The sequence below is a fragment of the Paenibacillus yonginensis genome (assembly GCF_001685395.1).
In the GTDB taxonomy this organism is placed as follows: Bacteria; Bacillota; Bacilli; order Paenibacillales; family Paenibacillaceae; genus Fontibacillus; species Fontibacillus yonginensis.
The window spans coordinates 4,244,916-4,271,786 of sequence record NZ_CP014167.1; the positions used below are offsets into that span (position 1 = coordinate 4,244,916).

The window sequence follows — 26,871 nt, forward strand, 5'->3', positions numbered from 1 at the left end:
TGCCCATCCGGTCTGAAGGGAGCGAACAGGCATGAAAGAGACGCTGAAATCGGTTGCGCTTGCGTTTCTGATCGCGGCCAGCCTGGTACAGAGCTATTTCCTTATTTACAGGCTGCCGGGCACCAATCCGGTCGTGAAGACGGCGAACGATTACGTCGCCACGGAGAATATGGGAGTGGAGCTGGAGGCTTCCAGCATGATTTTTCCGAAGCAGCTGGTGGTGCATCTGGGCGGTAATAAACATACGGTTTTCTATCCGGATTCAACATTCTATAATCTGATCTTCTCCCGTCTTCAGGGGCGGCAGTTTGACGGCTTCCAGCGGGATGTGGCGCAAAGCCGGGACTGGGCGAAGATCCGCAGCGAAGATGAAGGCATCGAGCTGGAGTTCGGGACGGGGGTTCCGGTCCCGCTGCTGCAGAAAATTATGCAGATTGCGCCGGATCCGCTGTTTGAGAGCGAAAGCATTGACCGGATTTTTCTATACAGCTCCAAGAACGAAGACAAGGTGCACGTCTTCTTCTTCAGCGTACAGGGCGATGTCGTCTATGAAGCGGCCAAAGCGGACTTGACGGTGCAGGATTTGAAGCAGCATGTGGATTTCGGGCGCAGCTGGATGCCTTATACGCTGGTGGATAATACCTATTATGTGCCGGACAAGCCGGTCGAGATGGTGGAGAGCACGATGGAGACGGGCCAGTATACGCTGGAGCAGATGCAGCGCAGCTTGTTCTTCGATCCAAGCATTACGCGAAATATCCGGGAGAAGGACGGCTCGGAAATCTACACGGACTCCAAACGGAGTCTGCAGGTCAGGCAGAACCGGAACTGGATCAACTATACCGATCCGGCGGTTCCGGCGGCCGGCGAGACCAGCCCGGACAAAAACGCGCTGTCCGCGGTTGACTTCGTGAACCAGCATGGCGGCTGGAGCGGGCGTTACCGAATGGAGCTCGGGGCTGAGACGGACGGCAAACAAACGATCCGCTTCCAGCAGTATTACGATAATTACCCGATTATTGATGTGCCGGATTTCCACTATGGCATCATGAGGCTGGAAATGCGCGAGGGTACAACGACTGTGTATGAACGTTCGCTGATTTATCTGAAGACGGAGAATCAGTCCAAACGAATGGTCCAGCTCCCTTATGGCGAGGAATTGCAGGCTCGAATAGCAGCAGCGGCCAAGGGCAGCAAGGTAGCGGCGCTGTATCCGGGTTATTGGCCGTCTATGGGAGAGGCCGGAATGACGCTGAAGGCGGTATGGGTGCTCGAGCTGCAGGACGGGACCGTACAGGTGCTGCAGTAAGCAGACGGCGGTGCTGCCTGCACAAAACCGCAACGTGAAGGAGGTTAACGGATTTGGATTGGAGCCGGGCGAAAAATGTGCTGATCTACGCGTTTTTACTGCTGAATCTGGTGCTGGGCTACCAGCTTTGGAACGATTTGCGCGAGCAGGCGGATGAAAGTCCGGATCTGACCTCTCTCGCCGGTAATGTGCAGAGAGCGATGGACAACAAGAACATCAAGGTAGCCGCCGCGATTCCAACGGAAACGCCGGAGCTGCCTAAGATCAGCTACCGGTTTGTCGATGCGAATGGCGAGAAGCCGATGATGCTGGACAAGACGGTGTACAGCAAGCTAATTTTTTCACCTGAGGAATTGGTTTCGGGACTTGCGGACAGCATTCCCGACATTGGCAATTACCGCTATGACCCGGTAGAGGACGGAGAAGGGAAGTTTGTGATGCATCCGCTGGTCGAAGGGAAATATCCGCTGTTCCGGGTCAACCTGGTGCTTTACTACAGCGAACAGCGGATTGTCTCCTATACGGAGCAGCGGATCGAAATCAGCTCGATCGGGGAGGAAGAAGGGCAGCGAGTGCTGTCGGCCTCCAAGGCGCTGGGCAACCTGGTAGAGAACTATTTGCCGAATGACTCGGTTGTCAAATCGATTGAGCTCGGGTATTATGGGGAATTGTTCAACTCGGATGCGCAGGTAGCTGCACCGGCATGGCGTTTTGCGCTTGAAAGCGGAGAGGTGTTCTATGTGCAGGGCATCAGCGGAGATGTCATCAGCGCCGGGAGTGACAAAACAAAGGAGTAATGGGGAAAATGGGTATACGCTTTACGGTATTGTCCAGCGGATCAACGGGGAACGCCACGGTGATCGCTTATGAAGATATTAAATTGATGATTGACGCAGGCTTCAGTGCCCGCCGGATTGACGAGCTGCTGGCCGAGAGGGAAGTAACCGGCAGCGAGCTGAACGGGATTCTGGTCACGCACGAGCATTCCGATCATATTAAGGGACTTGGCGCGGTGGCGCGCAAATATAATTTGCCGGTGTATGCCAATGAGCTGACCTGGGCCGCCATGGAGAAACATATCGGGGCGATTCCGGACGAGAACCGGCGGATGTTCGGCACAGGGGAGACGCGTGATTTCGGCTCGCTGCGGGTAGAATCTTTCCCGGTGTCGCATGATGCGGCCGAGCCTGTGGGCTACTGCTTCTATGATGGCAAAGAGAAGCTCAGCGTCGTAACCGACCTGGGATATGCCAGCGACCGGGTGATGCAGGCCATCTCCGGTTCGGACGTGCTGGTGCTGGAGGCGAATCATGACGTGGAGATGCTGCGGATGGGCCGTTATCCGTGGAACCTCAAACGCCGGATTCTCGGCGATATGGGGCACTTGTCCAACGAAGCGGCGGGCGAAGTGATGAGCCTATTGATGAACGGCCGCGTGAAGCGGACGTATCTGGCTCACCTGAGCCGCGAGCACAACATGCTCGACCTGGCGAAGATGTCCGTCCGGGAAGCGATGGAGGATCGCGGCTGCTTCTTCAAAGACAGCGAGTTCAAGCTCTGCGAAACGTATTATGACCGCCCTACGCCATGGGATAAGGTGGGGGATTTATAAACCCGTCCAGCCGGAGGGCCCGTTCCTCGATTTCTTCGCGGGTAAGGATGCCTTTTTCAATTAAGAGCTCCATCATCACGCTGAGCATCAGCAGATTGTGGTAATGACCGTCCTTCAGATCGGCAAGCTTGGCGAGCATATTGACTTCGTTCATCGGGGAGAAAGAGGATTCCATCGTTGATCGCTCCTTGATCCTAAATTTTAAAGGGTTGAAGTGGACAGGACACTGGGGTCCGGGCTTTTATCTTGCATGAAATTTCGAGAGATATTTCCGAAAGGCTCAGTCCGCTTGGCTTGGCCGGCTTTCCGCAGAGATGACGGGGGCCGGTTTTTTTTTGCAGAACAGGGTAAAGTCGGCCGGGAAAAAGGGTAATAAAAAGGGTCGAGAGACGGCTTGCAGCGGTGCTTAAGGAGGCCATAAGGCCTTTTGTCGAAAAAGGGTCCCGAATTGCCGATATTTGGTTCATTTTACCTATATGAATGGTCTTCAATGGTAGGCAGATTGTGATAAAATGAATCTATCAATGGTTACTAGTATAGTCGCCAGGCTGGCGAAATATTCCTGAATTCGTCGATGCTCCCAAAGAAGGGAATCGGCTTGAAGAAATTCCTGGGAAGAAGAGCAACAATCCCGTCTGTTTAACCGTTAGATAAGAGAAGGTATAGGAAAAGGTACGGACAGCTGTTACGACTCGCCGCAGCGGCGAAGCTGGATCCTGATGGGAAGCCGTTGAAGCAAGTGACGGACTGAAGATGGACCGGGCAGCATGAGCATAATTGAGCATTTTGAACCAGAACAATGACCTGGAAACGGAGCTTCGGAAAGAAGCGGCTTTAGGGGCAGCAAAGCTGGAGAATATCGGCTATCCGGCCGCATATGATGAAGATGGATTCTGCTCTGCGGCCCCTTTTACCTCCTGTTTTGAAAATGAAATGAAACGCGGTGGAACTGGCCGTGTGATCGGGAATCGCCTTCCGGATGTTTTTGGCTGAGACAGCCGGAAGTGACAGCAGCAAGCAGCCGGAAGAAAGCACGGAGGGGAGCATGTTAAATGGGATTGTTTGATGATGAGTTTTATTCCACGAAAGTATCCAGAAAGGCCCGCATGATCAAAGGGGCCGAAGGAAAATGGAGCACCCCGCGCAAGACCCGCAGAGGGTTAACCACAACACAAATTGCCGTTCTTTGTTCGGTAGTCAGCTCAGTGATTGCTGTTATTTTGTTCAGTTATATTACAGGACTCCCCTCCTCGACCAAACATGCCGGTGCGCTTGCAGTCAGCGCAAGCAGCGGCGACGATTATGATGAGAAGATTATACAGGCTTCAGCCAAGGTCCGCCCTGCGGTGGTCAGCATTGTTAACTATCAATCCGGGAGCATGTCCGAAAGTGTGCCTGAGGACCCTTCCTCCTCCTCTTCGGCACTCGGCTCGGGTGTCATCATCAAGAAAGACGGCGGCAAGGCTTACATCGTGACGAATAATCACGTGATCGAAGATACTCGCAACCTGGTTGTTGTGACGGCCGATGGCCTGTCCAAGAAAGCCAAAATTGTCGGCCAGGATGTGGTTACCGATATCGCTTTGCTGGAGATTGACGACAAAGGGATTACCGCGGTGGCCGACATCGGCGACTCCACCAAGCTGCGCCTTGGCGAGACGGTGATTGCGGTCGGCAATCCTCTGGGTCTCAGCGGCACGCAAACGTCCGGCATCATCAGTTATACGCACCGGATCGTGCCGGTGTCTCTGAATCAGGACGGCGTATATGACTGGGAGCAAGAGGTAATCCAGACGGATGCCGCCATTAACGAAGGCAACAGCGGCGGCGCTTTGGCCGATTTGAACGGCAAGGTGATCGGCATCAATACGATGAAGATTGCCGATACCGGGGTTGAAGGGCTTGGCTTCGCAATTCCTACGGATCAAGTGATGAAGACGGTTGATGAACTGATGAAATATGGCAAGGTTTCCCGGCCTTATCTCGGCGTGTATTCGCTTGACCTGGATAATCCGTATTCGCCTTTGACGGATGAGCAGCGCCAGGACTTGAAGCTTCCGGAGGATGTGAAGCAGGGTGTTCTTGTGCTGGAAGCCCATGGACCTGCCGCCCAGGCCGGCCTGGAGCTGAACGATGTCATCGTCCAGCTTGACAGAACGAAGATCACTTCGACGCTGGAGCTGCGAAAATATTTGTACGACGATAAAGAGATCGGCGAGAACATGGACGTGACCTTCTACCGCGACGGCAAGCTGCAGACGACTACCGTGAAGCTGATCGAGAAGCCAGCCGATGCGGAAGCGAATCCGGATGGCGATGGTTCGTCGGATCCGTCCGGTCAGGACGGAGCGGAGCAGGATCCTACAGAGCAGGGGAACGGTTAAGGCGGAAGGCTGCCTAGGCGCTGCCTACGCTGGTTCCCGGGAACATCTGGAGCGTTGGGGCGTTCCGGGATCATACAATACCTTCCTGTTGGGACCGCTGGAGCTGACTTAGCCGTACGCTGGGTGGGAGAGGTTCTTGCCAAGCAGGAAAGAGGAAAAGCTGCAGGGAAGACGAATAAACAAAGGCAGGAATTCCAAACTAATGGGTGTTGGGATGCACAGCAGCAGGCCGTTCTTCCGGAGCGCTTGGGGAGGCGGCTTTGCAGCAAACGTCCGGCCTTCAGGGCCGGGCGCAAGAGAGAGGATGCTTGACGGAATGTACGTAGTATGCAAAGAACATCTGGAACTGGCGATCGACATGTTTGTGGATGAATATGAAGATGCGCCTGACGTCGTAGACCTGAAAGAAACCGAGTTCGCTGACTGGGATCCCCCGGCCAAATGCGCGGAATGCGAGAAAGCGGGACAGTTCTTGGTGGTATAAGGGACTTGGATTTTGAAGGAGTAAGATTGCAAGACTCCTGAAGAAATAAGTGACTAACTGCGTAAGGGATTAGCTGAGTAAGCGAAAAGAGCGGGTTGACCGGGAGCGGAAGCGTACGGTTGAGGCGCTCTTTTTTGTGTGCTTCGTTGTGGGTGGTTCGTTCTGGACTCCGTGATTGGACAGAATAGTTGAACGGAGGGATTCGGCATAGGGGAGACATATTTCGGGGGATTTTTTTAAAGAATATAATGGTCGGAAGAGTGATTTGTAGGAAGGAAAATGGCGGGGGAAGAATGGGAAATTAGAGAAGGCCTGTTGGATTCCTTACCCCTTAACCGTTTACATAGATGGAGGTTTTTAAATTTTGTTTATTCAAATTATCGGTGTAGGCAAATTGAAGGAAAAATATCTGGTCCAGGGCATAGCCGAATACGCCAAACGCCTTGGCCCGTACGTGAAGTTCCAAATCATCGAGGTCCCCGATGAAAAAGCGCCCGACACCCTCAGCTTCGCTGAGGTCGGCATTGTCAAAGACCGCGAGGGCGAACGCATCCTCGCGCATGTGAAGGGCGATGCGCATGTCATCGCCCTTACGCTCGACGGCAAGCTCTGGAGCTCGGAAGAGCTTGCCGCAGAGCTCGACAGGCTCGGCACCTACGGGTCGAGCCATGTCGTGTTCATCATCGGCGGCAGCCACGGGCTCGCCGATGCCGTGCTGCGCCGGGCACAGCAGAAGCTGTGCTTCGGGCGCATGACCCTGCCGCATCAGCTCATGCGGCTGGTGCTGACGGAGCAGATTTATCAGGCGGTGAAGATAAATCGGGGGGAACCGTATCGCCTTTAAGGGTAAAATAGAAAGGGACTCCATGATGGAATCCCCCCGATTTTCACCGGATAAGCTGTTGCCTGAATCCAGCATCCACGCTTCAACAGGAGCGATGTAGTTGTATGACTCGTCCGCCGCAAGGCGGGTAAGCAGGTTGAAGGAATCGTGGTTGATGCGATCAATCGTAAAGTCGAAGTGCAGATGGATAGCCTTGACCTGACGACCCTTGCCCCGTGGTGCTTCCGGGGTGATCTGGATGCTCTCGACCATTAGCCGCAACAGTACTTTCTGTTCTTCGGCATCCACCGCCATCAGCTTGTCTTTTATGTGCATCAATAGATGATGCAGGGCGGTTGCGTCAACAGGTGTGCTGTTATCCTCGGCGATCTTTGCTTCGATAGCTTCAAGATTCTCTTGTAGCTGTTCATGTTGCGTATGTGCTTTCATAAGCTCAGGTTTGAGAATCGGGACTAGATCAGGTTCATTCATCAGGTTGTCCTTAAGCTTTTGCAGCTTTCTGCCCACGTTGTTCATTTCATCCAGTATGGCCTTCTTTTCTGCCTGTAACGGGGCCTCTGCACCCAAACGAAGCTTGTTGATGTTGTCTGCCAGTTGCCGGGCAATGTCCGGTCTGGAGGCGACACGTACAAGCTCCTCAAGCAACTGCTCCTCGGCTACATCCGCACGGATGCTATTGGAGCGGCAGACCGTTTTTCCCTTGTTATGAAATTGCCCGCATGTATAGTAGCGGTATGATTGACCTTTGGCTCCTTTGGAACGAGCCGGAACCATCCCGTGACCGCATACCGGGCATTTCAGCAGTCCGCTGAGAATGTAGGGCTGATGGGAGCGGGCTGGCTTGTAGGAGCGTTCCCCAAGCTTGTTATGGACGCTGTTCCACAGCTCTAGTGGAATTAGCGGGTCGTGTAAAGCATCCACCAGCAGAAAATCCGGGTTCTTCCCTTTTCGGCGTTTCTCCGCCCAATCGACAACCTGATTGTATCTGATCTTTCCAATGTACATGGGATTGTTGAGGATCGTCTTGATGCTGTTTGTACTGAAGGGCTTGCCTGTCTTCGACCGATAGCCTTCTTCATTGAGCCGCCGGGTAATGGCCTTGAAGCCCATACCCTGATCGGCATACTCAAAGATTTTACGGACGATGACGGCTTCGTTCTCATTGATGACAAGTTCCTTGTTCACGCTGTCGTAGCCCAGCGTTTTTCCTCCGTTGTACCTTCCTTCCTTGGCTCGTTGCTCCATTCCCATCCTCACACGACCAATGATTGTGTTACGTTCCAATTCGGCAAAGGAGCCGAGAATCTGGAATGATGCCTTTCCGAAAGGAGTCGTTGTATCAATTTGTTCACTTAAACTTACCAGTCTGACTCTTTTTCGTTCCAAAGTGTCGTTGATTTCCAGAACATCCTTCAGCTTGCGGGCCAGACGGTCAGTTTTGTAGATGACCAAGATATCAAATTTATGCTGGCTTGCATCCGTCAGCAGCTTTTGCATTTGTGGACGGCCGGAGATGCTTTTTCCGCTTTTCCCTTCGTCAACATATTCACTTACGATCTCAAAATCATTACGTTCGCAATACTTTCTGATCTCGTCAATCTGTGCGGTAATGCTGAATCCTTCCTTGGCTTGCTCTTCGGTGCTTACACGGGCATACAGAGCGGCTCTGATTGCAGGGGTCATAGGGTGTTAGCTCCTTTCATTGTCTCCTTCAGGTTGGTAGGTTGCGATAAGCTCATTGCGTGCTTTTATCCAGGCATCTTCCGGAATGGATGGATAGGCTTGAGGATAGATTGCCAAAGCGTTGTACAACTCGGATGCAACAATAACCGGATGCGGCTGAGTGTATAGTTTCTCGACGGTTTCCGTTGCCTGAAACTCACTGATGAGCCGGGCAAGAGCCGAGATAAATTCTGGCTTGTCCAATGGCCTGTAGGAACGAAGATCATGAATGAGTCTGACGGTGTTATCGTTTCGATACTCATACAGTACGGCACCGATAACGGAGGTTCGTGCAATCTCTTTTCCGGTTTCTGTGAGATTGTCATCATTGCCCGCAGGCTCACCGATGGCAATAGGACGGTAGGGACCTTCATAGAAGTCGTCAGTCAAGGCATCGAACGGCAATCCGAGGTCTTGCGTGATTTTGTGCATCAGTTGATAGGCAGGCTTCTTGGAATCGCCACGTTCAATGGAGATGATCGTCTGATGCTTGACGCCAATGCGTTCACTGATTGCAACGGTGGTGAATGCTTTATCCGTATGAAGCTTGCCAATTTCCTTCCGAAACAGGCGAAGGCGGCTGCCAAGATCAGCCGATCTCAGAAGCTCAAACTCCTCCGGTGTTAATGTACGACGCGGCATAACCGAATCAGTCCTTTCAGTCAGGGTGATATTTACAGCCAGTATAAACCATGCTATATTGCTTGTAAATAAGTATTAATACTTAAATATAAATATTGGAGGCTGTTATGGATTACATAAAACCTGTAGAGATTGATCTGAATGAGATGGATGATGAACCGTTCCGGCTCTATTATGAGAAGCAAGCTAAAAAGGAACAGTTCACCAGACAGCTTGCATATACATTGAATAAACTTCTCGATTCCGGGCAGGAAATGCAAAATAACCGTTGCTCCCCAACAACTGGTCTGCAAGAATGACACGCAACCTCCTTCAAACCCTTATCCAGCAAGGCTTCCCGGCAGAAAAATATAACGGGGTGAGTTCATGTATATTTATCCAACCAATCGTACTCAATCAGTTATGGAGACACAGCCTGTCATTCAGAACATCCTTGGCAGACAGAAGGTTGAGCCGTTTTATTGTCCTTACGATAAACTTGTCTTGGCAGCGGATAGCTGCCCGGATTCGAGCTTCATCAGGTTAATTCGGCCCGCGAGAATCTGGATTGACGATGATGATTTCTATTACAGACACAAGTTCCTGCATACCCTGTTCAGCGTTTGCTGGGGGCAGATGAATCCTGATGCCGCAACAACGTCAATCATGATCAATCCGTGGAAGCATCAGCTTACGCCGGATGACATTATGCAACTGGTAGAGCTAGTCATGGGCAGTATACATTCCGTCAAAATAGCCAGCTTTGATGAAAAAACAGACCTGCTCCGAAGTATGAACGCCGAAGAAACTGCAAAAAGACTGTACGTAGGTTATCAACGCAAGCCTCCAGAGGACTACGAACAACTTGGGCAAACTTACTATTACGGCAGTCGGTCAGGTCAGCAGGTCAAGAACTATGATAAAGCCGAAGAGCAGGGCAAACATGACCAAACATGGACACGCATTGAGCGGACGCGAAGAATTCGCGACAAGGTCAGCAGGGCCACGCTCAAGGATTTCCTCTACAACGAACGACAGGATGCTTTCAAGCACACGGTGCTTGTAGATATTGACAAGATTGATGGCAGAACCAAGATACAGCGGCTTCTCAAGGCAACAGGAAGCTTTCAAGAAGCATTCATGAATCTTGACGCCGCGGAGAAGCGTAAGTTGAAGCGACATGAAATATTTGCATGTCCTTCTGTTGATCTTGGCTCCTTGTTTCGTACCGAGCTTGACAGATGGATGTCGCTGTCGCCAAAGCTGTACTCTGTCTTCAAGACGTATGCCTTATTCAGAGAATGCTGGAGCGGCAAGAGTGGCTACGGACAGCTTGACCACCAATTGGACTGGAGCAATCTGCAATCCGGTACTGCTACGCTGACAACATCTCAGAGAGTAGTGATGGATAGTTACTCAGGCAAATGGAACTACGGAAGCTATGGCAACTCTTTTAGCTGTATACCGTGCATCGAACAGAGCTAGTCAAGGCCGAGCGGATGCGAGCTTGTTTCAGTCTTGACTGGCGGCTCGTTACACCGACACTCTATTCCGTCCTTGGCGTTAGCCAAGGGACGCCACGCGGCGAGTGACGGGAGGTGAAGGAGGGCAGTCGTCCTCCTTCGGCCCTCAGGGCAGTGGGTGGTTTGAACTGCACGTATGATGCCGGGACGCGAGCGATAGCGAGCGGCTCCATCACTCTATCTATTTCAATTCGGTTACAAATAACTCATCTATACGGGTCTACATTAGCCCTTGCTCTTTCATAGAGACGTAGCGACCATCCCCCAGAACCAGATGATCCAGTACATCCACGCCGACGATGTTCCCGCTCTCGACCAAGCGTTTTGTTAGCTGGATGTCTTCCGGCGATGGAGTCGGGTCGCCACTGGGGTGATTATGGCATACCAGCACAGAAGCCGCAGAACGCTTTACAGCGGTACGAAATACCATATGAGGCGTGACAATAGCGGCATTGAGTGAACCAATTGAAAGTGTTTCTGGTTGTCCGATCAAGTGATTCTTGGTATTCAGGAACAGTACGACGAAATGCTCCTGTTGCAGATACCGTAGCTCGGGCATCAACAGGTCAACCGCATCCTGCGGCCTGCGGATGATCTGCGGTATGGTGTTGGTAGGTCTGCCCAACTTGCGTGCTAACTGCAACGCGGCGGTAATCTGACGAGCCTTTATTTTGCCTACGCCCTTGATTGACAACAACTCGAACTCAGTGACGTTCATCAGCTCTTGCATGGTAGGAAAACGGTCAAAGATTTCATCAATAATGTATGAGCCGGGTTTCTCAGCGAGTGCATCGCCTAGCAGTGATTTGATCGTAGACAATTCGTTCGGATGGTTCATATTTACTTCCTCCAATAAACGCAAAAGGGAGAAGTCAGATTCGACTTCTCCCATTGCGTGATATGATGTTGTTCGGTATGATGATTACATGTTAGTTTTCTTTGAGTCGCCTCATTTGTGGGCGGCTTCTTTTTCTATTTCTTCAATCTGCATCTGAATCAGGACGAGCCTTACAAGAGCCTGAGCGTATCTCCTGCCGTCCTCTGAATCGAATTGGGCATCTGTGTCCATCATCTGCATTGCGACTTCCAGACGGGCTTTCTGAGCAATTAAATGCCTGAGCTTTTCCACGTTCCTCACCTCCCTTCAGGAAAATAAAAATAGCCTGCTGTCGTCTCCTGACGATGCGGCCATCTGCATAATTCCTATTCAATTGAGCCTTTGTGCAATTCAGTTGCCAAAACACTGTGCGGACTAAACTTCCATTCGCACCGTACATGGCTGAGCAGTGAATTGAATCAGCATCGTCACTTGCCCGTTCTGGAGTGCAACAACTGCAAATCTCCGTTCATCCAATTGCACACTGTAGATGAATCCCTTCTGTTCGCAAAATCCTAAATACTCTTTGGAACTGTTATTCTTAAAAGCCTGATAGTTCATTGTCTGATCTTCCTCTCTGAATAAATTAGCTTACGCCTTGACGATACGTTCTTGGTGCCACTGTAACTGCTGTGGAAACTCACGGCGAAAGTAGGCAATCATCCAGCGTGCGGCAGTGTCTTCATCCACCTGATACGTTCGGCGGCAATAGATGTACAACACCGTTCCGGCCATGCGAATGCCTCCGTTCATGACCAGTTGCTTCAGCAACTCTTCCATCTCCGCAGGTAAGCCTTTCTTAACAACCATCTGCATTCATCTCCTTTATCCGGCGTCATCTCACAGCCGATGATCTTGTCTCTGTCAGGCAACGACAAATAGCCCACTCAGCGTTTAAGCGGGCTACTTTGCGTATGCTGTTGTTCGCAGTGGTGATCCATTCAAGTGATCTTGAGTGATCGGAGCCAGCAACAGCAAAAGATATGAAAACAAAAAAAGGACTGCGATCTACTGTAATCAACAGCAGAAGCAGTCCATGTGGGGAGGGGTGGGGCATGAAACGGCAGGCCCACCCCTTTGTTATTTAAGGCGTGGTGCCTCGGGGAAATTGGTATATTTTTCTGGCCTATATGCGGCGGCTATCGCCTTTTTCAAATGTATCCACAAACTCTTGAACAATCTTAAGTAAAAATCTGATTTCTTGAATATCGCGATTAACGAGTAATGGTTGAAACATTTCGATTAACTGGTGTTTATCCTCATTCATTATGTTGGTGTCTTCATAAAGGAAAAGTTCATGGGGCTTGATCTTTAATGCCTGCATAATCTTCTCAAGCGATTCTAACGAGATATTGCGTGCCCCTCGCTCTGTATCTGATAAATATTTCTCACTTAAACCGGACAATTCGGAAAGTCTCTCTTGTGTTATTCCCTGTGCCTTACGGACAAGCCTGATCTTCTCACCTACCATTTTCACAAACTCGGACATGTCATCACCTCTACTACCAAGGGTAGAGGACATGTATGAACAGCATAACACCATTAAAGTTCATCTTAAGTACATTTATAAGTGACCTTTTGAGTCGTATATAGTAAAATATGCCTGATGATACTCATCAAAATAGATTTCAATTTTTGTTAAGGGGGTACAACAGCATGATTAGAAAGTTTTTTATTGGCATGGCTGTAACTGCACTAGCGACAGGATACATAGTGACTACAACAGCCTCCGCCGCATTGCCAACCTACGGAGAAGAGTGGCAGAACGCAGAAACAACACAACAAAACGTAAGCTTCACCGATCTTCCATCGACACATTGGGCTTACAACTACATAGCCGAGATGGTGAACCGCAAAGTAATCAGCGGCTATCCTGACGGCAAATTCAGGCCGAATAACACGATCACACGGGCTGAGTTCGCAAAAATCATGGTCACGGCTTCCGGCATCACGCCTAAGAAGGTAAATTATTCTTCCTTCTCCGACATCCCGGCAACCAATTGGGCTTCGCCATTCGTGGAATCCGTGAAGGACTACATGACTGGTTATCGAACCGCAGACGGCAATTATATCTTTAATCCAACCGCACCAGCAACTCGTGAAGATGTGGCTGTCGCCCTCGTCAAGCTTAAAGGCTATGACGCTAATCGCCTGCCAGACCAAAGCACCATTGAAGCGATGTTCAAGGACTACGCTGGCATTTCCGAATCCGCAAAGAGCTATGTTGCCTTGGCAGTGGAGAATGGGCTTGTATCTGGCTTTCAGGACGAGACGTTCCGTCCGCAGGCGACAATCACCCGTGCAGAAGCAACCGTTATGCTTTGGAGGGCTTATCAATATGGCAATGACAACAAAGAGATCGGCGGCGGACAGACAACGACGAACCCAACACCAACTACTCCATCCACACCAAATCCAACTACACCTGGTTCACCTGCACCGAACACACCTGTAGATCAACCATCTGCATCCACACCATCCGCAAAATTTACGGTAGAAACACTGGTGGGAGGCTCAGGTGCTGGTGATGTAGATGGGCCTGTGCGGACAGCAAAGATCAATCAGATTGACAGCATGGTCGTAGATAAGAGCAACAATGTCTACTTCCTCGACAGTCAGAAGATGAAGATACGCAAATTCAATAGCTCTAACGGTACAGTTGAGACATTCAAGACAATCAATCAGGATTTCAATTGGGATTACAAGGATGCAGATGGGAATGCGAAGCACTATGACTACAAAAATCTCACGCCGCTGAAACTGGCTTACAATCCGGCTAGCAACAAGCTATACCTCGCGGCCAAAGTATCTGCAAGAACAATCTTTTATGACATCACAGGGGGAGTCAGCGTAGCGGCCTATGACTTTGACCATGAAGAAGCTCGCTTCGTGGACTTTATTGCTTTTCCAGATGCGGAAAGCATCCTGTATGGCGTTACTGGCACTCATGAGTCTCATGTTTATGAAGGTAGGTTGAATCAATCTCAGGTCGAGTGTATCGCCAGCAGCACAAGCTACAATGCTCTGGATCTGTCCGATTACTATGGCTACGCTCCTGTCGCCGCCGCTCATGCAACTGCAAACAATCTATATGTGTTTGGTCGGAGCAAAATGTACAATCTGCAACTGTTTCCTGTGAAAGTGGATATGGTTGCTGAATATTCGGATATTCGATTCGACAGTGTAGCTGCATACAACGGGAAGCTGTATATGAGCAATGCAGGAACCGTCTACGAAATGGGAACGGGCGGAAATATGACGACCTTCATCAACGAAAATGACTTGATCTACAAGGACGGGACACAGATTCGCCAGATGAAGCAGATGGACTTCGATAACAGCGGCAATGTCATTTTCTACGACGACGCCAGCAAGTCCATCCGCAGAATCAACCTGTAATCCATTTGAGAGCGGAGTCGAAGCTACTTGATGGCTTCGCTCTTTTTTTAAAGCAATGTTGAAGGGGGAATCGAAATGAACTTCATTGCAAGAGTCATAGCACAATTTATTGGGAGAATTGTCGTCGGCTTTATCATCGTCGGGTTGTTCATCGTATCTTATTTTCTTGTCATGGATTTCGTTGTAGGCGGTTTTGCGGAAGAAAACATGAATGGAATTCTGATTGTCACAGGCATCTACATATCGGCGTTCTTTTATCTGTTCATTAACACACCAATGAAGTACGCCTTGATTATCACTGCGTTTACCGGATTAGGTAGTGAGCTTGCCAAGGAGCTTGCAACCGATGCCGCCAAGAAATCCATTCAGGATGAATTGGAGCGGTATTGACAGCGATGCGGACGAGAAGACGTAGTTGCGGATGACACATATCCGCAGTGGACGATAAATTGCAGAGCAAAAGTACAAGGGGAGAAAGGACTGAATAAACGAATGGAAACAACCGCATTGATGCTGAAGATCGTCGGAGCCATTATACAAATTACCAGCATTGCCTACACAATCACAGCAATAGCGAAGAAGAAACGTAAACACATCTGGATTGGCATCGCTTTGTTTGTTGTTGCATTCCTGCTGCTGAATCAGGCAACGCATATGGAAGATCGGCTTCGCGGCGGCTATTGAGCCAGAGAGGATTTTAATGAAATGACTCTGCGAATGATCAGAGTTGGTCTGGGGTGGATGACAATGAAAATGCGGAGGGTGTATGAGATTGGACTCCTGTTGCTTTGCCAATGGCTCTGACAGGATGCTCCATTTTAGAGCGTGTGCTGACTTCTCAGCAGTCTGAACAAAGAGTAACGGACGGCATGTTCACAGAGCTAAATTCAGCAATCATGGAAGGAAATCTGACCGAGGTACGACGACTACTGGATGGGGGAGCTTCGCCAAACATCGCGGCTGATTATGGAGTTGGATCGGAGTCGATTCCTGTAGGTAACTTGTCGTTGGCGGTCAACTTCAATGAAGACCCGGTGCCGATGGTGAAGATATTGCTGGAAGCGGGGGCTGATCCGTCAGAAGACTTTCCTGCTATGCACGATGCCATAGAGAAGGGCAATCTGGAGGTAGTGGAGTTGTTTGCTCAATACAGTGCGGATGTAGATAGCGGTCTGCAATCCGCAGTGATGCTCGCTCAGGTTGCTATTGTACGTATGTTGCTGGATCATGGTGCTGATCCGAATAAAGGCGTGACGCTGGCGAGGACGACCTACAATGCAGGTATGCTGAAACTGCTTGAAGAGGCTGGAGCTACAATCGACAACAGGCCAAGGCATGAAACGCATCTAGAGGACTACATCAAAACAGAAGAAGGTGGGGTTATAAGGATACATTGAGGTGGGCGAGTAACATGAACAGCGGAGAGGATGGAGTTTGTCCTTTCCGCTCTTTGCATGTTTATAGGCCATTGCCGCGAGGTTGGATATTCTCAGTTGCACCTATGTTACAAAACTTTGGTTTAGAGAATATATAGAATAGACACAGAAGTCCGAAGTTTTCTAAGTATATATTAGGAGCACTTTAAAGGCGGGAATTCTGGTGATAATGCGGTGTATCGGTAAAATCAAAGCAAATCTTATTAAACACGCCCAATAGCATTAATTGATTATTATTTATGGTAGGGATGATTGTGGATAATACGGAATGCTCGATAAAGTTGCTCAATCAATATAGTTGTTTGCAATCCTTTGTCCATGTCCATTTGACTCAGCATCAGTTTCTCATCGTATGGTGCGGTTTCTGAGCCGATAATAATGGAGATATCCGATGTCCCCGAAACTCCTAAATCATTAATCTTCTCCGCAAGTTCCTCTGACGACAGCGATTGCTTGGTGTTGGTCACAACAATCTTATAGCTGCTGTCACTAAGCTTCTTTTCAAGCTGATCCTCTCTTTTGAGATGAATTAGCTTAATTGTGCAGTATCGACTTAAACGCTTTTCATATTCCTTTATAGCTTCAAGATAGAACTTTTCTACTTTTTCGCAGATTGTATATATTGTGAACCTCATGACGATACCTCAATTTTAATATGGTAATTTATCAAATGAATGGAGATATTATAGCACCTTTCTGTTCTTTTCAGAAATTATATTGCTTCTTAATCGGAGCTGGGATGGTTCTTAAGACCAATAGGAATCGAAAAATAGTCCGTTTGTACGGGGAAAGGATTGATAAAAAAATAAACAAGAATTAAGATAGAATAAGATAGGGAAAATTTGGTTGATAGGACAGGGGTTGATTAAAATTACTGACTTTTCGGCTAACGCACAGGCTCTGGGATACTTCTACCAGGCCAGATATGCATTATATATGTTATTGAAATCTAATCCTGATTTACATATTTCCATTGAAAAACTAGATGACATTGCTTTTGAAAAAGACGGAACTCCTATTGAACTAATCCAAACAAAACATCACATGAATTCTGTTTCTTCTTTAACTAATTCTTGTTCTGATTTATGGAAGACCATACGTATTTGGAGTACAGCAGTTCAAAATGGTGAAGTCAGCACTGAATCGATAAAATTCACTTTGATTACGACAGGAGTAGCTCCAGAAGGGTCAATTGCCAGTAAATTGTATCCTTATCAGGAGTATAGGGACGTTCAAACAGCTCTATCACTTCTTAATGAGGTTGCTGAAAAATCAACAAGCCATTCAAACAGAATGGCATATGAGGTTTTTTTGGGATTATCTGAGATACAACGTGAACAACTAATAAGTTGTGTTTACGTTTTAGATGCTTCTCCTAATATAGTGGATACAAAAGAAGATATTCTAAGAGAACTAAGGTATGCTACAAGGCCGGAATTTAAGGAAGCCGTCTATCAAAGGTTGGAAGGCATTTGGTTTAACAAAGTGATACAACACTTATCCAGTGATTCATTGAACACAATTTCGCAAACCGAGATTGTGGATTACATAAATGATCTTCAAGAGCAATTCCATCAAGATAATCTACCGATCGACTTTTTAGATTACATTGCTCCCGCAGAAGAATCAATTGCCGAGCACCAAAGAGTTTTTATTGAACAATTAAAATTGGTTGCAGTTAGTCAGCCTCGTATTCAAAAAGCCATCAGCGACTATTATAGAGCTTATGAGCAGCGTTCAAGGTGGGTAAGGGATGAATTGTTATTTGTAAATGAACTTGAAATGTATGAGACGCGGTTGATTGATGAATGGGAACGACGTTTTGAAGCTATGAAAGAGGACTTTGAGGATGATTCTGAACCACAAATAAAAAAGGCTGGAAGAGCACTATTCAACTGGATGGACCAGGAGGCTAATATCCACATTCGCCCACGTTGTACAGAACCATATGTAATGCGTGGGAGTTACCATCTGCTATCCAACCAACTAAGAGTAGGTTGGCATGCTGACTTTATCAATAGACTTGAGAATATAATAGAAAGATCCTTGGAGGGAGTGAGATGAAGTCTTGGTATGAGCGTCCTCAGGAGATTGCATATCTTTTAAATCCAGCCTTTTGTGGTGAAGTTATTCGTCGGAGTATCACAAAATACTACGAGAATACAGATATACCATTTCAGTATCCTCTTTTGTATTTAATACTACCTATTGTATTACATAGAGTGACAAGGGATAAATTCCCCTCTTCTAGCCGTAAGCAGATGCATGTTTGGTTACAAGAAAACCAGAGCGTTCGTATAGGCTTTGCAAGCAGGGCAAAGGAATTAGTTCCGATTACTAAAGAGTCAGTTATCTTTTTAATGCAGTTAGATGCGTTGGCAATTGATAATAATGGAAACGTTCAAGTGCCTAAATATAGAAAAGTGAAATTAGATGGACATACAGATGGTGAGATAGCCGAGATAATGAATAAGGCAGAAATGATAGGTAAATGGTTTTCTCGTGCAGGAACTGTCTCAACAATATACACCATGTGGGGAGTGAAACCTTAAATTGCAGATACTGGAGATCGTGTTATATAGCCACAAAGGGCAAAAACGAGTTGTAAATTTTGAACCTGGGAAAGTCAATATTATTACGGGTAGTTCAGGTACTGGAAAGTCGGCATTAATTGAGATTGTTGAATACTGCTTGGGTAGAGGAAAATGCCTCGTTCCCGAGGGAATTATTCGTGATACAGTTTCATGGTATGGAGTAAGATTGAAGTTTGAATCTGATGAAGTATTTATCGGGAGAGCTAATCCAGCAAAATCAGCTCTTAGCACAAATGCATCTTATTTGGAAATAGGTAGTGTAGTTCCTAGCCCAGATAGTATCCCTGTAGCAAACACAACTAGCGATGCAATCTCGGACTTCTTGACACAGAAGATAGGAATTTCACCTAATATTCATACGCCCCCTATTGGACAAACAAGAGATGCATTAGAAGCAAATATTAAACATGCTCTTTTTTACTGCTTCCAGCAACAAGACGAAATCGCAAGTAAGAGATATCTATTCCATAGACAATCTGAAGACTTTATGAAACAAACAATAAAAGATACTCTGCCTTACTTTTTAGGAGCTATTCAAGAAGATAGGTTAGCATTAGAGCAAGAACTAGCTCGTTCTAAACGGGAATTGAAGAAAGCGGAGCAAATACTAAAAGAAGCTGAATTGATAAGAGGAGAGGGCGTTAGTAAGGCGGTTGGCCTACTCTCAGAAGCACGTGAAGTTGGTTTAATTGATGCCGCGGCAAACTACCAAAATATCGCATTAGTCGAACTGGTAAGGTTGCTACAACCTTTATCAGAATGGAAACCAGGAGAAGTTGAGTTTCCTGGAGCTGAAAAGTTAACTCAACTTCAAGTTGAGCTTCATAGAACTAGAATTGATTACAATGAGAAAACTGAGGCAATTAGGGCTGCGAGAACTTTTGTCAATGAAGCAAATGGATACGCTGAAGAAGTACAGCAACAAGAATTTAGACTGGAGTCAATAAACTTATTTAATACGGGTAACCATGATCCTAACACTTGTCCACTATGCTCTAGTTACGTGGAAGAATTAGCACCTCATGCTACTGCAATTAGTAATTCATTGCAACAGGTGAGAGAAAACTTGGAAACCGCTGTGAAAGAGCGACCGAGATTGAGGGAATACATTGAGAATCTGGAGAGGGAGCAAGAAGGATTATTAAAAAGGATTCAAGAATTGAATCAAGAGATTGACGGCATTTTTCGAGAACAGACTGCAGCTAGACAGCTACGCGATTTGAATGTTAGGCGTGGTAGAGTAGCAGGGCGTATTAGCTTATGGCTAGAGAGTGTTAATGTAGACAATGACATAACTAAATACGTGGAAGCAGTAAATCAAGCTAAACAAAAAGTAATCCTATTAGAAAGTCAATTAGATGAGGAAAATAAACAAGAAAGATTGCAATCAATTTTAAATCGAATTGGAATTCAAATGACAGAATGGTCTAATAATTTAAATTTGGAGCATAGTGGCGATCCTGTAAGGTTTGATCTGACCAATGTCACGGTAGTAATAGATAGAGAAGACAGACCAATAACTTTAGAAAGAATGGGTAGTGGGCAGAATTGGGTAGCATATCATTTGTTGGTGCATTTGGCACTTCACAAATTTCTTGTTCAACACAGCAGACCAGTACCTAGATTTTTATTTTTGGATCAACCTACACAGGTTTATTATCCTAGGGATCAAGACAGCGAACTTCTTGGCTCTATAAACCATCTTATTGATGATGATAAATTGGCAGTAAGAAGGATGTTTGACCTTATATTCAATGTTATTGAGAGCCTTTCGCCAAACTTTCAAGTAATTATAACAGACCATGCAGACTTGGCGGATTCTAGGTTCCAATCTGCTGTTGTGGAACGATGGAGAGGAGATGCATTAATTCCAGACGATTGGCGGTAGACTCATCTATACTTAAATCGTTGTTATCACAAAATGATTGATTAATACGAACAATAGATTGAACAGACGGGATCCAAATTAATAAAGAACTATTTTCCACAATGGTATGGGGTGAGGTCTTCGCTTAAGAGTGTGAGGATGCATATGAAGAATACAAAAAAATTATTGTTAAAAGAGTCTACATTATTAGTAGATCTTGCATTCATTTTCTTTATTTTATGTGGAGTTAGCACAATATTTGTTATCTATACCCCAAAAGAAGTATTAGTTAGAATAATTGAATGGAATCGTGATTTGGAGTGGTCACAAAATTGGTGGGGACTGTATACAGTCTATTTAATTGAAGCTTTTTTAATTTCTTTTTTTTGGGATTTAATATTGTACAGGTTCTTTTTTGTAACAAACTTTTTCTATAGAGAGTTAACGAATCGATTAATTAAGAAAAGATGGTTGATAGTTAAATTGATTCGAATAAAATATGGCTTTGATAAGATATACTACTACTTAAGACCCGGGATGATTAAAAGTTCTAGTACGAGTGATAAAGAATTAATTGATGAGATAACGGCTCCTAAAGTATATGAATGGATTAAGTTTCTGTTCTTCGTAGTAATATCATTTCATTCATTACTAGCTGGTATTTTAACATTTTTAACCTATGAAGGATCCCCAATAGGTAAAGTTATTAGTTATAGCAAAGATAAATGGGGGGAGGGGCTTCATTTTTTATTAGACAACTTAACGAAATTATCTGCGGTTGTGGTGTTTGTGTTGTTAATTTTCTTATGGTATTTCGTAAGTAAATATGGTGTGACAAGAAGAGCCATCGCCCAGGCTAATAAGAAGAAATTAGAAGATGTTATACAGTTATTTAGAAAACTGGATGAACCAATTAGTAAAGTTATTTTGAAGGGCTCCGAAAATATTCAATATGCTTTTAACTGTTATGATCTAATTCAAGAGTTTTGGGTTTTCAATAAATACCCGAATGTATTTATAAAGAGTCATAGAAATTACTTAATAACAGAGTGGGAAAGAGAAGGCTCAAATTATTTTTTATTCAACGATATTGCTGAAATAGATGATGTAATTAAAGGCCTTGAAATTCTAAATTCCCCAGAAAATAAAAAATTCACATATTGGTTTTCAAGGTACAGATTTGAACTGGTAAGGTTTATAAACATGACAAGCATTCGCGTTGATAAGTTAGGGACATACGATAGACTCCTTTTCACTAAAAAAGGATTTAGCAGCATTACAGAAAAAAAAACCTTCAAGATTTGTTGTTAAAGATGAAAACGTTAAACATATGAATGTAGAAAAACTAAAAGATGAAAAAGACTTTTTTATCCGTTATGTGCTGAATAGAAATATTATCGAAGGAATAGAATTACTTTATGCTTTTTATAGATACATTGAAACATTGAATAAAGTAATGCACATTGAATCAGATAAGCTTGGTAGGGGAATTCGACTATTTACTGGTAAGGAATAAGGTGGATGCTCTTATCAGCATGAATTGATGCATAATGTAAAAATTATATGGAGGCATAAACTATCAGGGGGATAAATATGTACTTTCAAAAAACATTTGCTCACATTGAGGGAAATCCTAACCTTCGAGAACCACAAGTTCAAGGATACTTAAGAGTGAAAGAATATTTTGAATCTCCAGTTGATCATAAACCTGCGTTAGTTACTTTGCCTACAGGAGTGGGGAAAACTGGACTTATGGCTATCTTGCCTTACGGCATAGCTAAGGACAGGGTTTTAATTGTTACTCCAAATCGGACAATTCGTAATACAGTTACTGATAGCCTTGATCCAAGATACGAGCATAACTTCTGGTGGAATCGCAAAGTCATTAATGTTCCATCCAACTTGCCTGAAGTTATTGAATATGAAGGTGATCCAAGAACACTAGAACAAGCCAAAATTGTGATTACTAACATTCATCGAATTCAATCCCACAATACAAGTTCATTATTACAGAAGGTACCGCGGGATTTTTTCGATATGATTATTATCGACGAAGCACATCATTCTCCAGCAGCATCATGGGTAGAGATGGAAGATTATTTCAATTCGGCAAAGATTGTTAAAATAACGGGTACTCCTTTTAGATCGGACAAAAAGGAAATCTATGCTGAGGATATTTATTCATATCCGCTCAGTCGGGCGATGATAAAAGGCTACGTGAAGCAGCTTGTAAAAAAAGAGTATATACCAGATCAGTTGACCTTCAAGGTACAAGGATTTGAGGAAGACGTATCATTGGAGGAAGTATTGAAACTAAAAGACAGCGACTGGGTGGAACGAACGGTAGCCTACTCAACACAGTGCAGTGAAGCTGTTGTAAAAAGAAGCCTCCAAATCATGACTGAGAAAAGAGAAGCAACAGGAGTACCTCATAAAATCATTGCTGTTGCTTGTTCCATTGAACATGCAAGGGAGATTAAACAGCTATACGAGGCGGCAGAATGTCCTGCATCAATTATACACAGTGACATGGAACCTTCTGAACAAGATCGGGAAAGGGTGGACTTTCACAATGATCGAACGCATGTAATTGTAAATGTCGGAATGCTTGGTGAAGGATACGACCATCCCTACATCTCTATTGCCGCGATATTCCGGCCATTTAAGAGCTTATCGGCATACGCACAATTTGCAGGAAGAGCATTGCGTTCAATACCGGATGCAAAAGACGCGGCAATAGATAATGTTGCACATCTCGTATATCACAACGCACTTGGACTAGAGGAGCTGTGGGAGTACTACAGTAAAGAACAACAAAAGGCTGAGATCATCGACCGGTTAGAGAAATTATTCGAGGAGAATGAAGGTGGAGGCTCCTCTGACGGTAATGGTGGATCAGAGCTTGATGTTGGGGAAGCTAGACAATCAGAAAGCTATAGAGAAGAACTGAAGACATTTGTTGGTGATGAAACCATATTGGAAGCGTATGAAGAGGCAATTCGTCAGAGCAGAAACAAGACCGAAGAAGCATTAGAAGCACTAAGGTCAAAGGGTATTCCGGTTACTGACGAGATGATTAAACTTATCGAAGGGTCTACGTTTGAAGATATTGCGAAATCGAAAAGACCCGACCTTGAATTGAAAGAGCGTCGACAAGAATTAAAAACATACATTGAAAATGGAATCGCGGAAATATTAACTGCAAAGGGTCTGAACCCCAAAGGGAAAGCAGAAGATATTGCTACAAAGTTGGGTTATTATCGTGATACACAACTAGCCTTAGATGGACTATGCGTCAAAATAATTAACGAACAATTGCTGAAGGCGATTGGGTATCCAAGAAAGCAATGGTCTATTGCCGACTTTAAGCAAGCAAGGCCACTGGCTGAAAAACATGTGGCATATTTATCGGAAAGACTTTAGAATGAGTTTATTAACCGAAAGGAGGGTAACAATTGCTTAGTGTGCAGGAATTAAAAGTAAAGTTAGCACATGTTCTTGCCAATAAGGGGATTCCTCCTTTTGTGTTGGCAAACAATATTAGCGAAGCAAATTATGATGAGATTTCCCTGTACAAACGAGATCAAATGATTATCGTTGACATGTACTACAAAGATGAAGAAACAGGTGAACCGCTACAATTTAGGTATACGTACAACAAGGAAGAGGTACTGCTCAAATCAGAAATGATAATAGCAGGACGTTCAAGTGTAATGTGGGATAGAGAAGCAGAAATAGCTAGTTTGAGCAAGCAAATTCAGCAAGCTGAAGCTTTGGTCAAGTTATAAGCGTGAGGGGCCTAGGAGATGATCCAGGCCCCTTTGCTTTTGAGGTGTGTAGCGGAGTTTAGTTTACCCTAAAAACCGATACGGTGAACCGTATCACAAGTAGGGCGAAATTTTATGAGAAGAGGCCGCTCCAGTGTGTTAATTGTATTGTCTTTTGGATATTACTGTTGTTGCTAGTTGGCAACAGTACGCTCAGCTAACATGGCGTACTAATTCCTTTAGTTCCTTTACCGCCTTCTTTTTGATCAATCTATTTTTGATAATCATGTCTTTATTTTTACGGTGAATCTTTTTTAGGTATTCTGTATGTTCGTTTTTATGAGCAATTGGGATGAAAAGATTACTTACAAAGAAGAGGACAATATTTCTGATTTTCTCTATCGTCTCAGCGGGAATCTTCATTTTGTAAGTTGAACTGTCATCATGGATGACAAGGCTTGAATCTCTCTGAATAGCTTTGTAGTCGTAATCAAAATGATAAAATTTATGGGTATACAGATGTTCGTCGCGAATATCGTTTCGTAGGGGATTCCTTTCGTTAAAGATTCTACGATTATCCAGAAGTGTCGGATCGATCTCCCCACGGATAAACTCCCAATTTTTCTTGATGGAAGTGGTCTCTGTAACATACTCCAAGTAATCGTAATACTTAGGGCCAAATTTTCGAAGGTTCATTACATTGACGACCTTCTCCATTAAGATACGGAATTGCTGTAGTGGAAAATACTCATAACCTACCCGGTAATGTAAACAATTGTTGTATTCAAAGGCGAGTCGCTTCAGTGTTTCCTTGATTCGTATTTCAACGTCATTTTTCGGATTGTATTTTTGGAGGGCCTCCTTCAGAATGAACTGTACCCTTTGTCAAGGACACTTGTAAAAAAAGGGACTTGTGGTTTTAAGCCGCAGATAAAAGATGATTCCTGTACTGTACAGGAGTCATCTTTTTACGTCCCCATTGATATCTGTGGTTGTTGTAATACTGTATGTATCGGTTTACTTCCTGTTTGAGGCTCTCGAAGGTTGTACAGCTATGGTGATCCACATGGTCTTTGAGATGACCAAAGAAAGACTCCTGCGGAGCGTTATCCCAACAGTTACCGCGTCTGGACATCGACTGGCCAAGCTTGTACTTCTTGAGCAGCTTTTGAAAGGCTGGGCTTGTATAGTGGCTGCCCTGGTCGGAATGGATAAAAGCTCCTTTAGGCAGTTTAAGCCGCTTTTGCTTCATCAACTTTTCTACGGTATCAGCTGCTAAATCCAGCGTCATTCGGTCCGAGAGATGTTGAGCCAAAACTTCGCCTGTGGAAGCATCCAGTAAGGTGGATAAATAGGCCATTTGGGAAGATCCATAAGGCAGATAGGTGATGTCCGTGAGCAGGGCGAGACCGGGGATTTCTTTTCGGAAATCTCTTTGCAAAAGATTGGGCACGGTCCGGTGCTCCTGAGTGGCTTTGGCCATTCGTTTGTAGGGATTGGGTTTCCGGTGAGGACAGACGATATTGAATTTTTTCATGAGTCTGCGAATCCGTTTGAGGTTATACACAATGCCAAACTCATTCTCTAAGGTCATCTTGATGGAGCGAGCTCCTTTCTTGAAACCTCGGCGATCAAAGGCTTTCTTCACCCACTTTACGCTTTCCTCATCTTTTTGAGCTCGTTTGATGCGTACATCCGCGGTTTGCAGGTAATGATAGTAGCCAGATCTTGAGACCCCTAGGAGCTCACAAAAATACCGGGTCATCCGCTTAAATCCCTGGTTCATTGCTTGATGAATCCATTCAAATCTATGACTTTCGCTTGGATTGTTTTTCTCTAAGCATAGCCTCCTTTCGTTCTTGTCGAACTTTTTTAGCAAGTCAATCTGCGACTCGAGAAGTTTGATTTTCGCTTCTTGTTTGGCCATGATTTCAGCAGGTGTAAGCTCTCTTTGCCGTGGACGTCCTGAAGCCCCTCTTCTGGAGTCGGTGAGTCCGATAATCCCATCCCGTTCGTAGGCCTTCTTCCAACGATCTGCGCACTGCTCCACCCGCGTCATGCCGATGAGAGACACGTCAAATCCAGCCGTCTCAAAGATTTCTCTAGGTGTTTTCCCTGACAGATACTGATCGATGAAAAGGCGTTTAAATTCATCTGTGTATGTTAATGATTTTTCACTAACCTTAGCGATATATGGATTTTTAGATAAAGCCTTGCGCTCTGCTTGGTTAAAATGTTTCTTACTCATGTCATCCCCTCCATTGCCTCTTCCAGTATACAAAAAGTACCCATAGCCCAGACACCTTTTTTTTCAAAGTGTCCAGTCTATGGGTACCAGTTTAGCCCAGACACCTTTTTTTTCAAAGTGTCCAGTCTATGGGTACCAGTTTATAGAGAGCAGCATTTTTGTTATATCGGACCAAATTCTTGTA

The 26,871-nt window shown here is 45.6% G+C and carries 29 protein-coding genes and 1 pseudogene; 20 read left to right on the forward strand and 10 right to left on the reverse strand.

The features are described from left to right. Positions 1-31: 31 nt before the first annotated feature. Genes AWM70_RS19340 through AWM70_RS19350 form a run of 3 tightly spaced genes read left to right on the forward strand, consistent with a single transcriptional unit; the run spans position 32 to position 2,921 of the window. On the forward strand, positions 32-1,309 hold the full coding sequence (locus tag AWM70_RS19340) for a YycH family regulatory protein (RefSeq protein WP_068699152.1): 1,278 nt from the start codon (positions 32-34) through the stop codon (positions 1,307-1,309). Between the two features lie 53 nt (positions 1,310-1,362). Then, a complete protein-coding gene (gene yycI, locus AWM70_RS19345) occupies positions 1,363-2,106 on the forward strand; it encodes a two-component system regulatory protein YycI (protein ID WP_068699154.1) in 744 nt (247 codons plus the stop codon). 8 nt (positions 2,107-2,114) lie between these two features. Next, positions 2,115-2,921, forward strand: coding sequence for an MBL fold metallo-hydrolase (locus AWM70_RS19350; RefSeq protein WP_068699156.1), 807 nt, complete (start codon positions 2,115-2,117; stop codon positions 2,919-2,921). On the opposite strand, the gene AWM70_RS19355 is transcribed toward AWM70_RS19350, so the two are convergent. Then, positions 2,890-3,096, reverse strand: a complete 207-nt coding sequence (locus AWM70_RS19355) for a hypothetical protein (protein ID WP_068699158.1) — start codon at positions 3,094-3,096, stop codon at positions 2,890-2,892. The two genes, AWM70_RS19350 and AWM70_RS19355, sit on opposite strands and share 32 nt — an antisense overlap. 602 nt (positions 3,097-3,698) lie before the next feature. On the opposite strand from AWM70_RS19355, the gene AWM70_RS19360 reads away from it, so the two are divergent. The 4 genes from AWM70_RS19360 to rlmH all read left to right on the forward strand — a co-directional run bounded on the left by AWM70_RS19360 (position 3,699) and on the right by rlmH (position 6,633). Further along, the gene (locus AWM70_RS19360; RefSeq protein ID WP_068699160.1) at positions 3,699-3,914 is read left to right on the forward strand and encodes a hypothetical protein; all 216 of its coding nucleotides are present in this window, start codon (positions 3,699-3,701) and stop codon (positions 3,912-3,914) included. 59 nt (positions 3,915-3,973) lie between these two features. Further along, entirely contained in the window at positions 3,974-5,305 is a 1,332-nt protein-coding gene (locus AWM70_RS19365; RefSeq protein ID WP_068699162.1) for a S1C family serine protease, read from the forward strand. 316 nt (positions 5,306-5,621) lie between these two features. Further along, entirely contained in the window at positions 5,622-5,789 is a 168-nt protein-coding gene (locus AWM70_RS19370; protein WP_068700863.1) for a CxxH/CxxC protein, read from the forward strand. A 364-nt stretch (positions 5,790-6,153) separates the two neighbouring features. Then, complete coding sequence (gene rlmH / locus AWM70_RS23960) at positions 6,154-6,633, forward strand: 23S rRNA (pseudouridine(1915)-N(3))-methyltransferase RlmH (protein WP_237167937.1); 480 nt, start codon at positions 6,154-6,156, stop codon at positions 6,631-6,633. Positions 6,634-7,323: 690 nt separating this feature from the next. Here the strand turns inward: rlmH and AWM70_RS23965 are convergent. Both AWM70_RS23965 and AWM70_RS19380 read right to left on the reverse strand, forming a co-directional pair. Further along, positions 7,324-8,316 (reverse strand): annotated as a pseudogene (locus AWM70_RS23965) (recombinase family protein); the annotation flags it as partial. A 6-nt stretch (positions 8,317-8,322) separates the two neighbouring features. Continuing rightward, complete coding sequence (locus AWM70_RS19380; RefSeq protein WP_068699166.1) at positions 8,323-8,997, reverse strand: helix-turn-helix transcriptional regulator; 675 nt, start codon at positions 8,995-8,997, stop codon at positions 8,323-8,325. Between the two features lie 107 nt (positions 8,998-9,104). On the opposite strand from AWM70_RS19380, the gene AWM70_RS19385 reads away from it, so the two are divergent. Both AWM70_RS19385 and AWM70_RS19390 read left to right on the forward strand, forming a co-directional pair. Continuing rightward, positions 9,105-9,296 (forward strand): hypothetical protein, encoded by a 192-nt coding sequence (locus AWM70_RS19385; protein WP_068699168.1) that lies wholly within the window; start codon positions 9,105-9,107, stop codon positions 9,294-9,296. A 67-nt stretch (positions 9,297-9,363) separates the two neighbouring features. After that, complete coding sequence (locus AWM70_RS19390) at positions 9,364-10,461, forward strand: hypothetical protein (RefSeq protein WP_068699170.1); 1,098 nt, start codon at positions 9,364-9,366, stop codon at positions 10,459-10,461. A 258-nt stretch (positions 10,462-10,719) separates the two neighbouring features. Here the strand turns inward: AWM70_RS19390 and radC are convergent, their stop codons facing one another. From radC to AWM70_RS19415, 4 genes are all read right to left on the reverse strand, one after another. After that, on the reverse strand, positions 10,720-11,337 hold the full coding sequence (gene radC, locus AWM70_RS19395; protein ID WP_068699172.1) for a RadC family protein: 618 nt from the start codon (positions 11,335-11,337) through the stop codon (positions 10,720-10,722). 111 nt (positions 11,338-11,448) lie between these two features. Beyond that, positions 11,449-11,628, reverse strand: coding sequence for a hypothetical protein (locus tag AWM70_RS19400; protein WP_068699174.1), 180 nt, complete (start codon positions 11,626-11,628; stop codon positions 11,449-11,451). 339 nt (positions 11,629-11,967) lie between these two features. Continuing rightward, the gene (locus tag AWM70_RS19410) at positions 11,968-12,186 is read right to left on the reverse strand and encodes a hypothetical protein (protein WP_068699178.1); all 219 of its coding nucleotides are present in this window, start codon (positions 12,184-12,186) and stop codon (positions 11,968-11,970) included. Between the two features lie 316 nt (positions 12,187-12,502). Beyond that, positions 12,503-12,865, reverse strand: a complete 363-nt coding sequence (locus AWM70_RS19415; RefSeq protein WP_068699180.1) for a helix-turn-helix domain-containing protein — start codon at positions 12,863-12,865, stop codon at positions 12,503-12,505. Between the two features lie 167 nt (positions 12,866-13,032). Here AWM70_RS19415 and AWM70_RS19420 point away from each other — a divergent pair, with 167 nt between their 5' ends. The 4 genes from AWM70_RS19420 to AWM70_RS19435 all read left to right on the forward strand — a co-directional run bounded on the left by AWM70_RS19420 (position 13,033) and on the right by AWM70_RS19435 (position 16,172). Further along, positions 13,033-14,775, forward strand: a complete 1,743-nt coding sequence (locus AWM70_RS19420; protein WP_068699182.1) for an S-layer homology domain-containing protein — start codon at positions 13,033-13,035, stop codon at positions 14,773-14,775. Positions 14,776-14,850: 75 nt separating this feature from the next. Next, a complete protein-coding gene (locus AWM70_RS19425; RefSeq protein ID WP_068699184.1) occupies positions 14,851-15,165 on the forward strand; it encodes a hypothetical protein in 315 nt (104 codons plus the stop codon). Between the two features lie 102 nt (positions 15,166-15,267). Next, positions 15,268-15,459, forward strand: coding sequence for a hypothetical protein (locus tag AWM70_RS19430; RefSeq protein WP_059050395.1), 192 nt, complete (start codon positions 15,268-15,270; stop codon positions 15,457-15,459). Between the two features lie 110 nt (positions 15,460-15,569). Further along, a complete protein-coding gene (locus AWM70_RS19435) occupies positions 15,570-16,172 on the forward strand; it encodes an ankyrin repeat domain-containing protein (RefSeq protein ID WP_068699186.1) in 603 nt (200 codons plus the stop codon). A gap of 272 nt (positions 16,173-16,444) precedes the next feature. Here AWM70_RS19435 and AWM70_RS19440 read toward each other — a convergent pair whose 3' ends face one another. Further along, entirely contained in the window at positions 16,445-16,846 is a 402-nt protein-coding gene (locus AWM70_RS19440) for a 23S rRNA (pseudouridine(1915)-N(3))-methyltransferase RlmH (protein WP_068699188.1), read from the reverse strand. Positions 16,847-17,072: 226 nt separating this feature from the next. Here AWM70_RS19440 and AWM70_RS19445 point away from each other — a divergent pair, with 226 nt between their 5' ends. The 7 genes from AWM70_RS19445 (at position 17,073) to AWM70_RS19475 (ending at position 24,460) form a co-directional block, all read left to right on the forward strand. Continuing rightward, positions 17,073-18,275, forward strand: coding sequence for an ABC-three component system protein (locus tag AWM70_RS19445; protein ID WP_151208776.1), 1,203 nt, complete (start codon positions 17,073-17,075; stop codon positions 18,273-18,275). Next, on the forward strand, positions 18,272-18,763 hold the full coding sequence (locus AWM70_RS19450; protein WP_068699192.1) for a three component ABC system middle component: 492 nt from the start codon (positions 18,272-18,274) through the stop codon (positions 18,761-18,763). Before AWM70_RS19445 ends, AWM70_RS19450 begins: the two co-directional genes overlap by 4 nt. Before the next feature lies 1 nt (position 18,764). Next, on the forward strand, positions 18,765-20,693 hold the full coding sequence (locus AWM70_RS19455) for a DUF3732 domain-containing protein (RefSeq protein ID WP_068699194.1): 1,929 nt from the start codon (positions 18,765-18,767) through the stop codon (positions 20,691-20,693). A gap of 144 nt (positions 20,694-20,837) precedes the next feature. After that, positions 20,838-21,983: a hypothetical protein gene (locus AWM70_RS19460; protein WP_151208777.1), complete on the forward strand. Its 1,146-nt coding sequence runs from the start codon at positions 20,838-20,840 to the stop codon at positions 21,981-21,983. 19 nt (positions 21,984-22,002) lie between these two features. Continuing rightward, positions 22,003-22,188: a hypothetical protein gene (locus tag AWM70_RS19465; RefSeq protein WP_068699198.1), complete on the forward strand. Its 186-nt coding sequence runs from the start codon at positions 22,003-22,005 to the stop codon at positions 22,186-22,188. A gap of 77 nt (positions 22,189-22,265) precedes the next feature. Continuing rightward, positions 22,266-24,095 (forward strand): DEAD/DEAH box helicase, encoded by a 1,830-nt coding sequence (locus tag AWM70_RS19470; RefSeq protein ID WP_068699200.1) that lies wholly within the window; start codon positions 22,266-22,268, stop codon positions 24,093-24,095. Positions 24,096-24,127: 32 nt separating this feature from the next. Then, the gene (locus AWM70_RS19475) at positions 24,128-24,460 is read left to right on the forward strand and encodes a hypothetical protein (RefSeq protein WP_068699202.1); all 333 of its coding nucleotides are present in this window, start codon (positions 24,128-24,130) and stop codon (positions 24,458-24,460) included. Positions 24,461-24,652: 192 nt separating this feature from the next. On the opposite strand, the gene AWM70_RS19480 is transcribed toward AWM70_RS19475, so the two are convergent. Then, on the reverse strand, positions 24,653-25,135 hold the full coding sequence (locus AWM70_RS19480; RefSeq protein ID WP_068699203.1) for a hypothetical protein: 483 nt from the start codon (positions 25,133-25,135) through the stop codon (positions 24,653-24,655). Positions 25,136-25,358: 223 nt separating this feature from the next. Continuing rightward, the gene (locus AWM70_RS19485; RefSeq protein ID WP_068693520.1) at positions 25,359-26,687 is read right to left on the reverse strand and encodes an IS3 family transposase; all 1,329 of its coding nucleotides are present in this window, start codon (positions 26,685-26,687) and stop codon (positions 25,359-25,361) included. Positions 26,688-26,871: the final 184 nt, after the last annotated feature.

Coding starts and splice junctions, on each gene's coding strand:
- AWM70_RS19460 (WP_151208777.1), top strand. CDS start 20,838: ATGAAGAATACAAAAAAATTATTGTTAAAAGAGTCTACATTATTAGTA.
- AWM70_RS19425 (WP_068699184.1), top strand. CDS start 14,851: ATGAACTTCATTGCAAGAGTCATAGCACAATTTATTGGGAGAATTGTC.
- AWM70_RS19410 (WP_068699178.1), bottom strand. CDS start 12,186: ATGGTTGTTAAGAAAGGCTTACCTGCGGAGATGGAAGAGTTGCTGAAG.
- AWM70_RS19415 (WP_068699180.1), bottom strand. CDS start 12,865: ATGTCCGAGTTTGTGAAAATGGTAGGTGAGAAGATCAGGCTTGTCCGT.
- AWM70_RS19485 (WP_068693520.1), bottom strand. CDS start 26,687: ATGAGTAAGAAACATTTTAACCAAGCAGAGCGCAAGGCTTTATCTAAA.
- AWM70_RS19450 (WP_068699192.1), top strand. CDS start 18,272: ATGAAGTCTTGGTATGAGCGTCCTCAGGAGATTGCATATCTTTTAAAT.
- AWM70_RS19480 (WP_068699203.1), bottom strand. CDS start 25,135: ATGAACCTTCGAAAATTTGGCCCTAAGTATTACGATTACTTGGAGTAT.
- AWM70_RS19385 (WP_068699168.1), top strand. CDS start 9,105: ATGGATTACATAAAACCTGTAGAGATTGATCTGAATGAGATGGATGAT.
- AWM70_RS19340 (WP_068699152.1), top strand. CDS start 32: ATGAAAGAGACGCTGAAATCGGTTGCGCTTGCGTTTCTGATCGCGGCC.
- AWM70_RS19465 (WP_068699198.1), top strand. CDS start 22,003: ATGAATGTAGAAAAACTAAAAGATGAAAAAGACTTTTTTATCCGTTAT.
- AWM70_RS19435 (WP_068699186.1), top strand. CDS start 15,570: ATGGCTCTGACAGGATGCTCCATTTTAGAGCGTGTGCTGACTTCTCAG.
- AWM70_RS19380 (WP_068699166.1), bottom strand. CDS start 8,997: ATGCCGCGTCGTACATTAACACCGGAGGAGTTTGAGCTTCTGAGATCG.
- AWM70_RS19355 (WP_068699158.1), bottom strand. CDS start 3,096: ATGGAATCCTCTTTCTCCCCGATGAACGAAGTCAATATGCTCGCCAAG.
- AWM70_RS19430 (WP_059050395.1), top strand. CDS start 15,268: ATGGAAACAACCGCATTGATGCTGAAGATCGTCGGAGCCATTATACAA.
- AWM70_RS19390 (WP_068699170.1), top strand. CDS start 9,364: ATGTATATTTATCCAACCAATCGTACTCAATCAGTTATGGAGACACAG.
- AWM70_RS19440 (WP_068699188.1), bottom strand. CDS start 16,846: ATGAGGTTCACAATATATACAATCTGCGAAAAAGTAGAAAAGTTCTAT.
- AWM70_RS19365 (WP_068699162.1), top strand. CDS start 3,974: ATGGGATTGTTTGATGATGAGTTTTATTCCACGAAAGTATCCAGAAAG.
- AWM70_RS19350 (WP_068699156.1), top strand. CDS start 2,115: ATGGGTATACGCTTTACGGTATTGTCCAGCGGATCAACGGGGAACGCC.
- AWM70_RS19470 (WP_068699200.1), top strand. CDS start 22,266: ATGTACTTTCAAAAAACATTTGCTCACATTGAGGGAAATCCTAACCTT.
- AWM70_RS19370 (WP_068700863.1), top strand. CDS start 5,622: ATGTACGTAGTATGCAAAGAACATCTGGAACTGGCGATCGACATGTTT.
- radC (WP_068699172.1), bottom strand. CDS start 11,337: ATGAACCATCCGAACGAATTGTCTACGATCAAATCACTGCTAGGCGAT.
- AWM70_RS19420 (WP_068699182.1), top strand. CDS start 13,033: ATGATTAGAAAGTTTTTTATTGGCATGGCTGTAACTGCACTAGCGACA.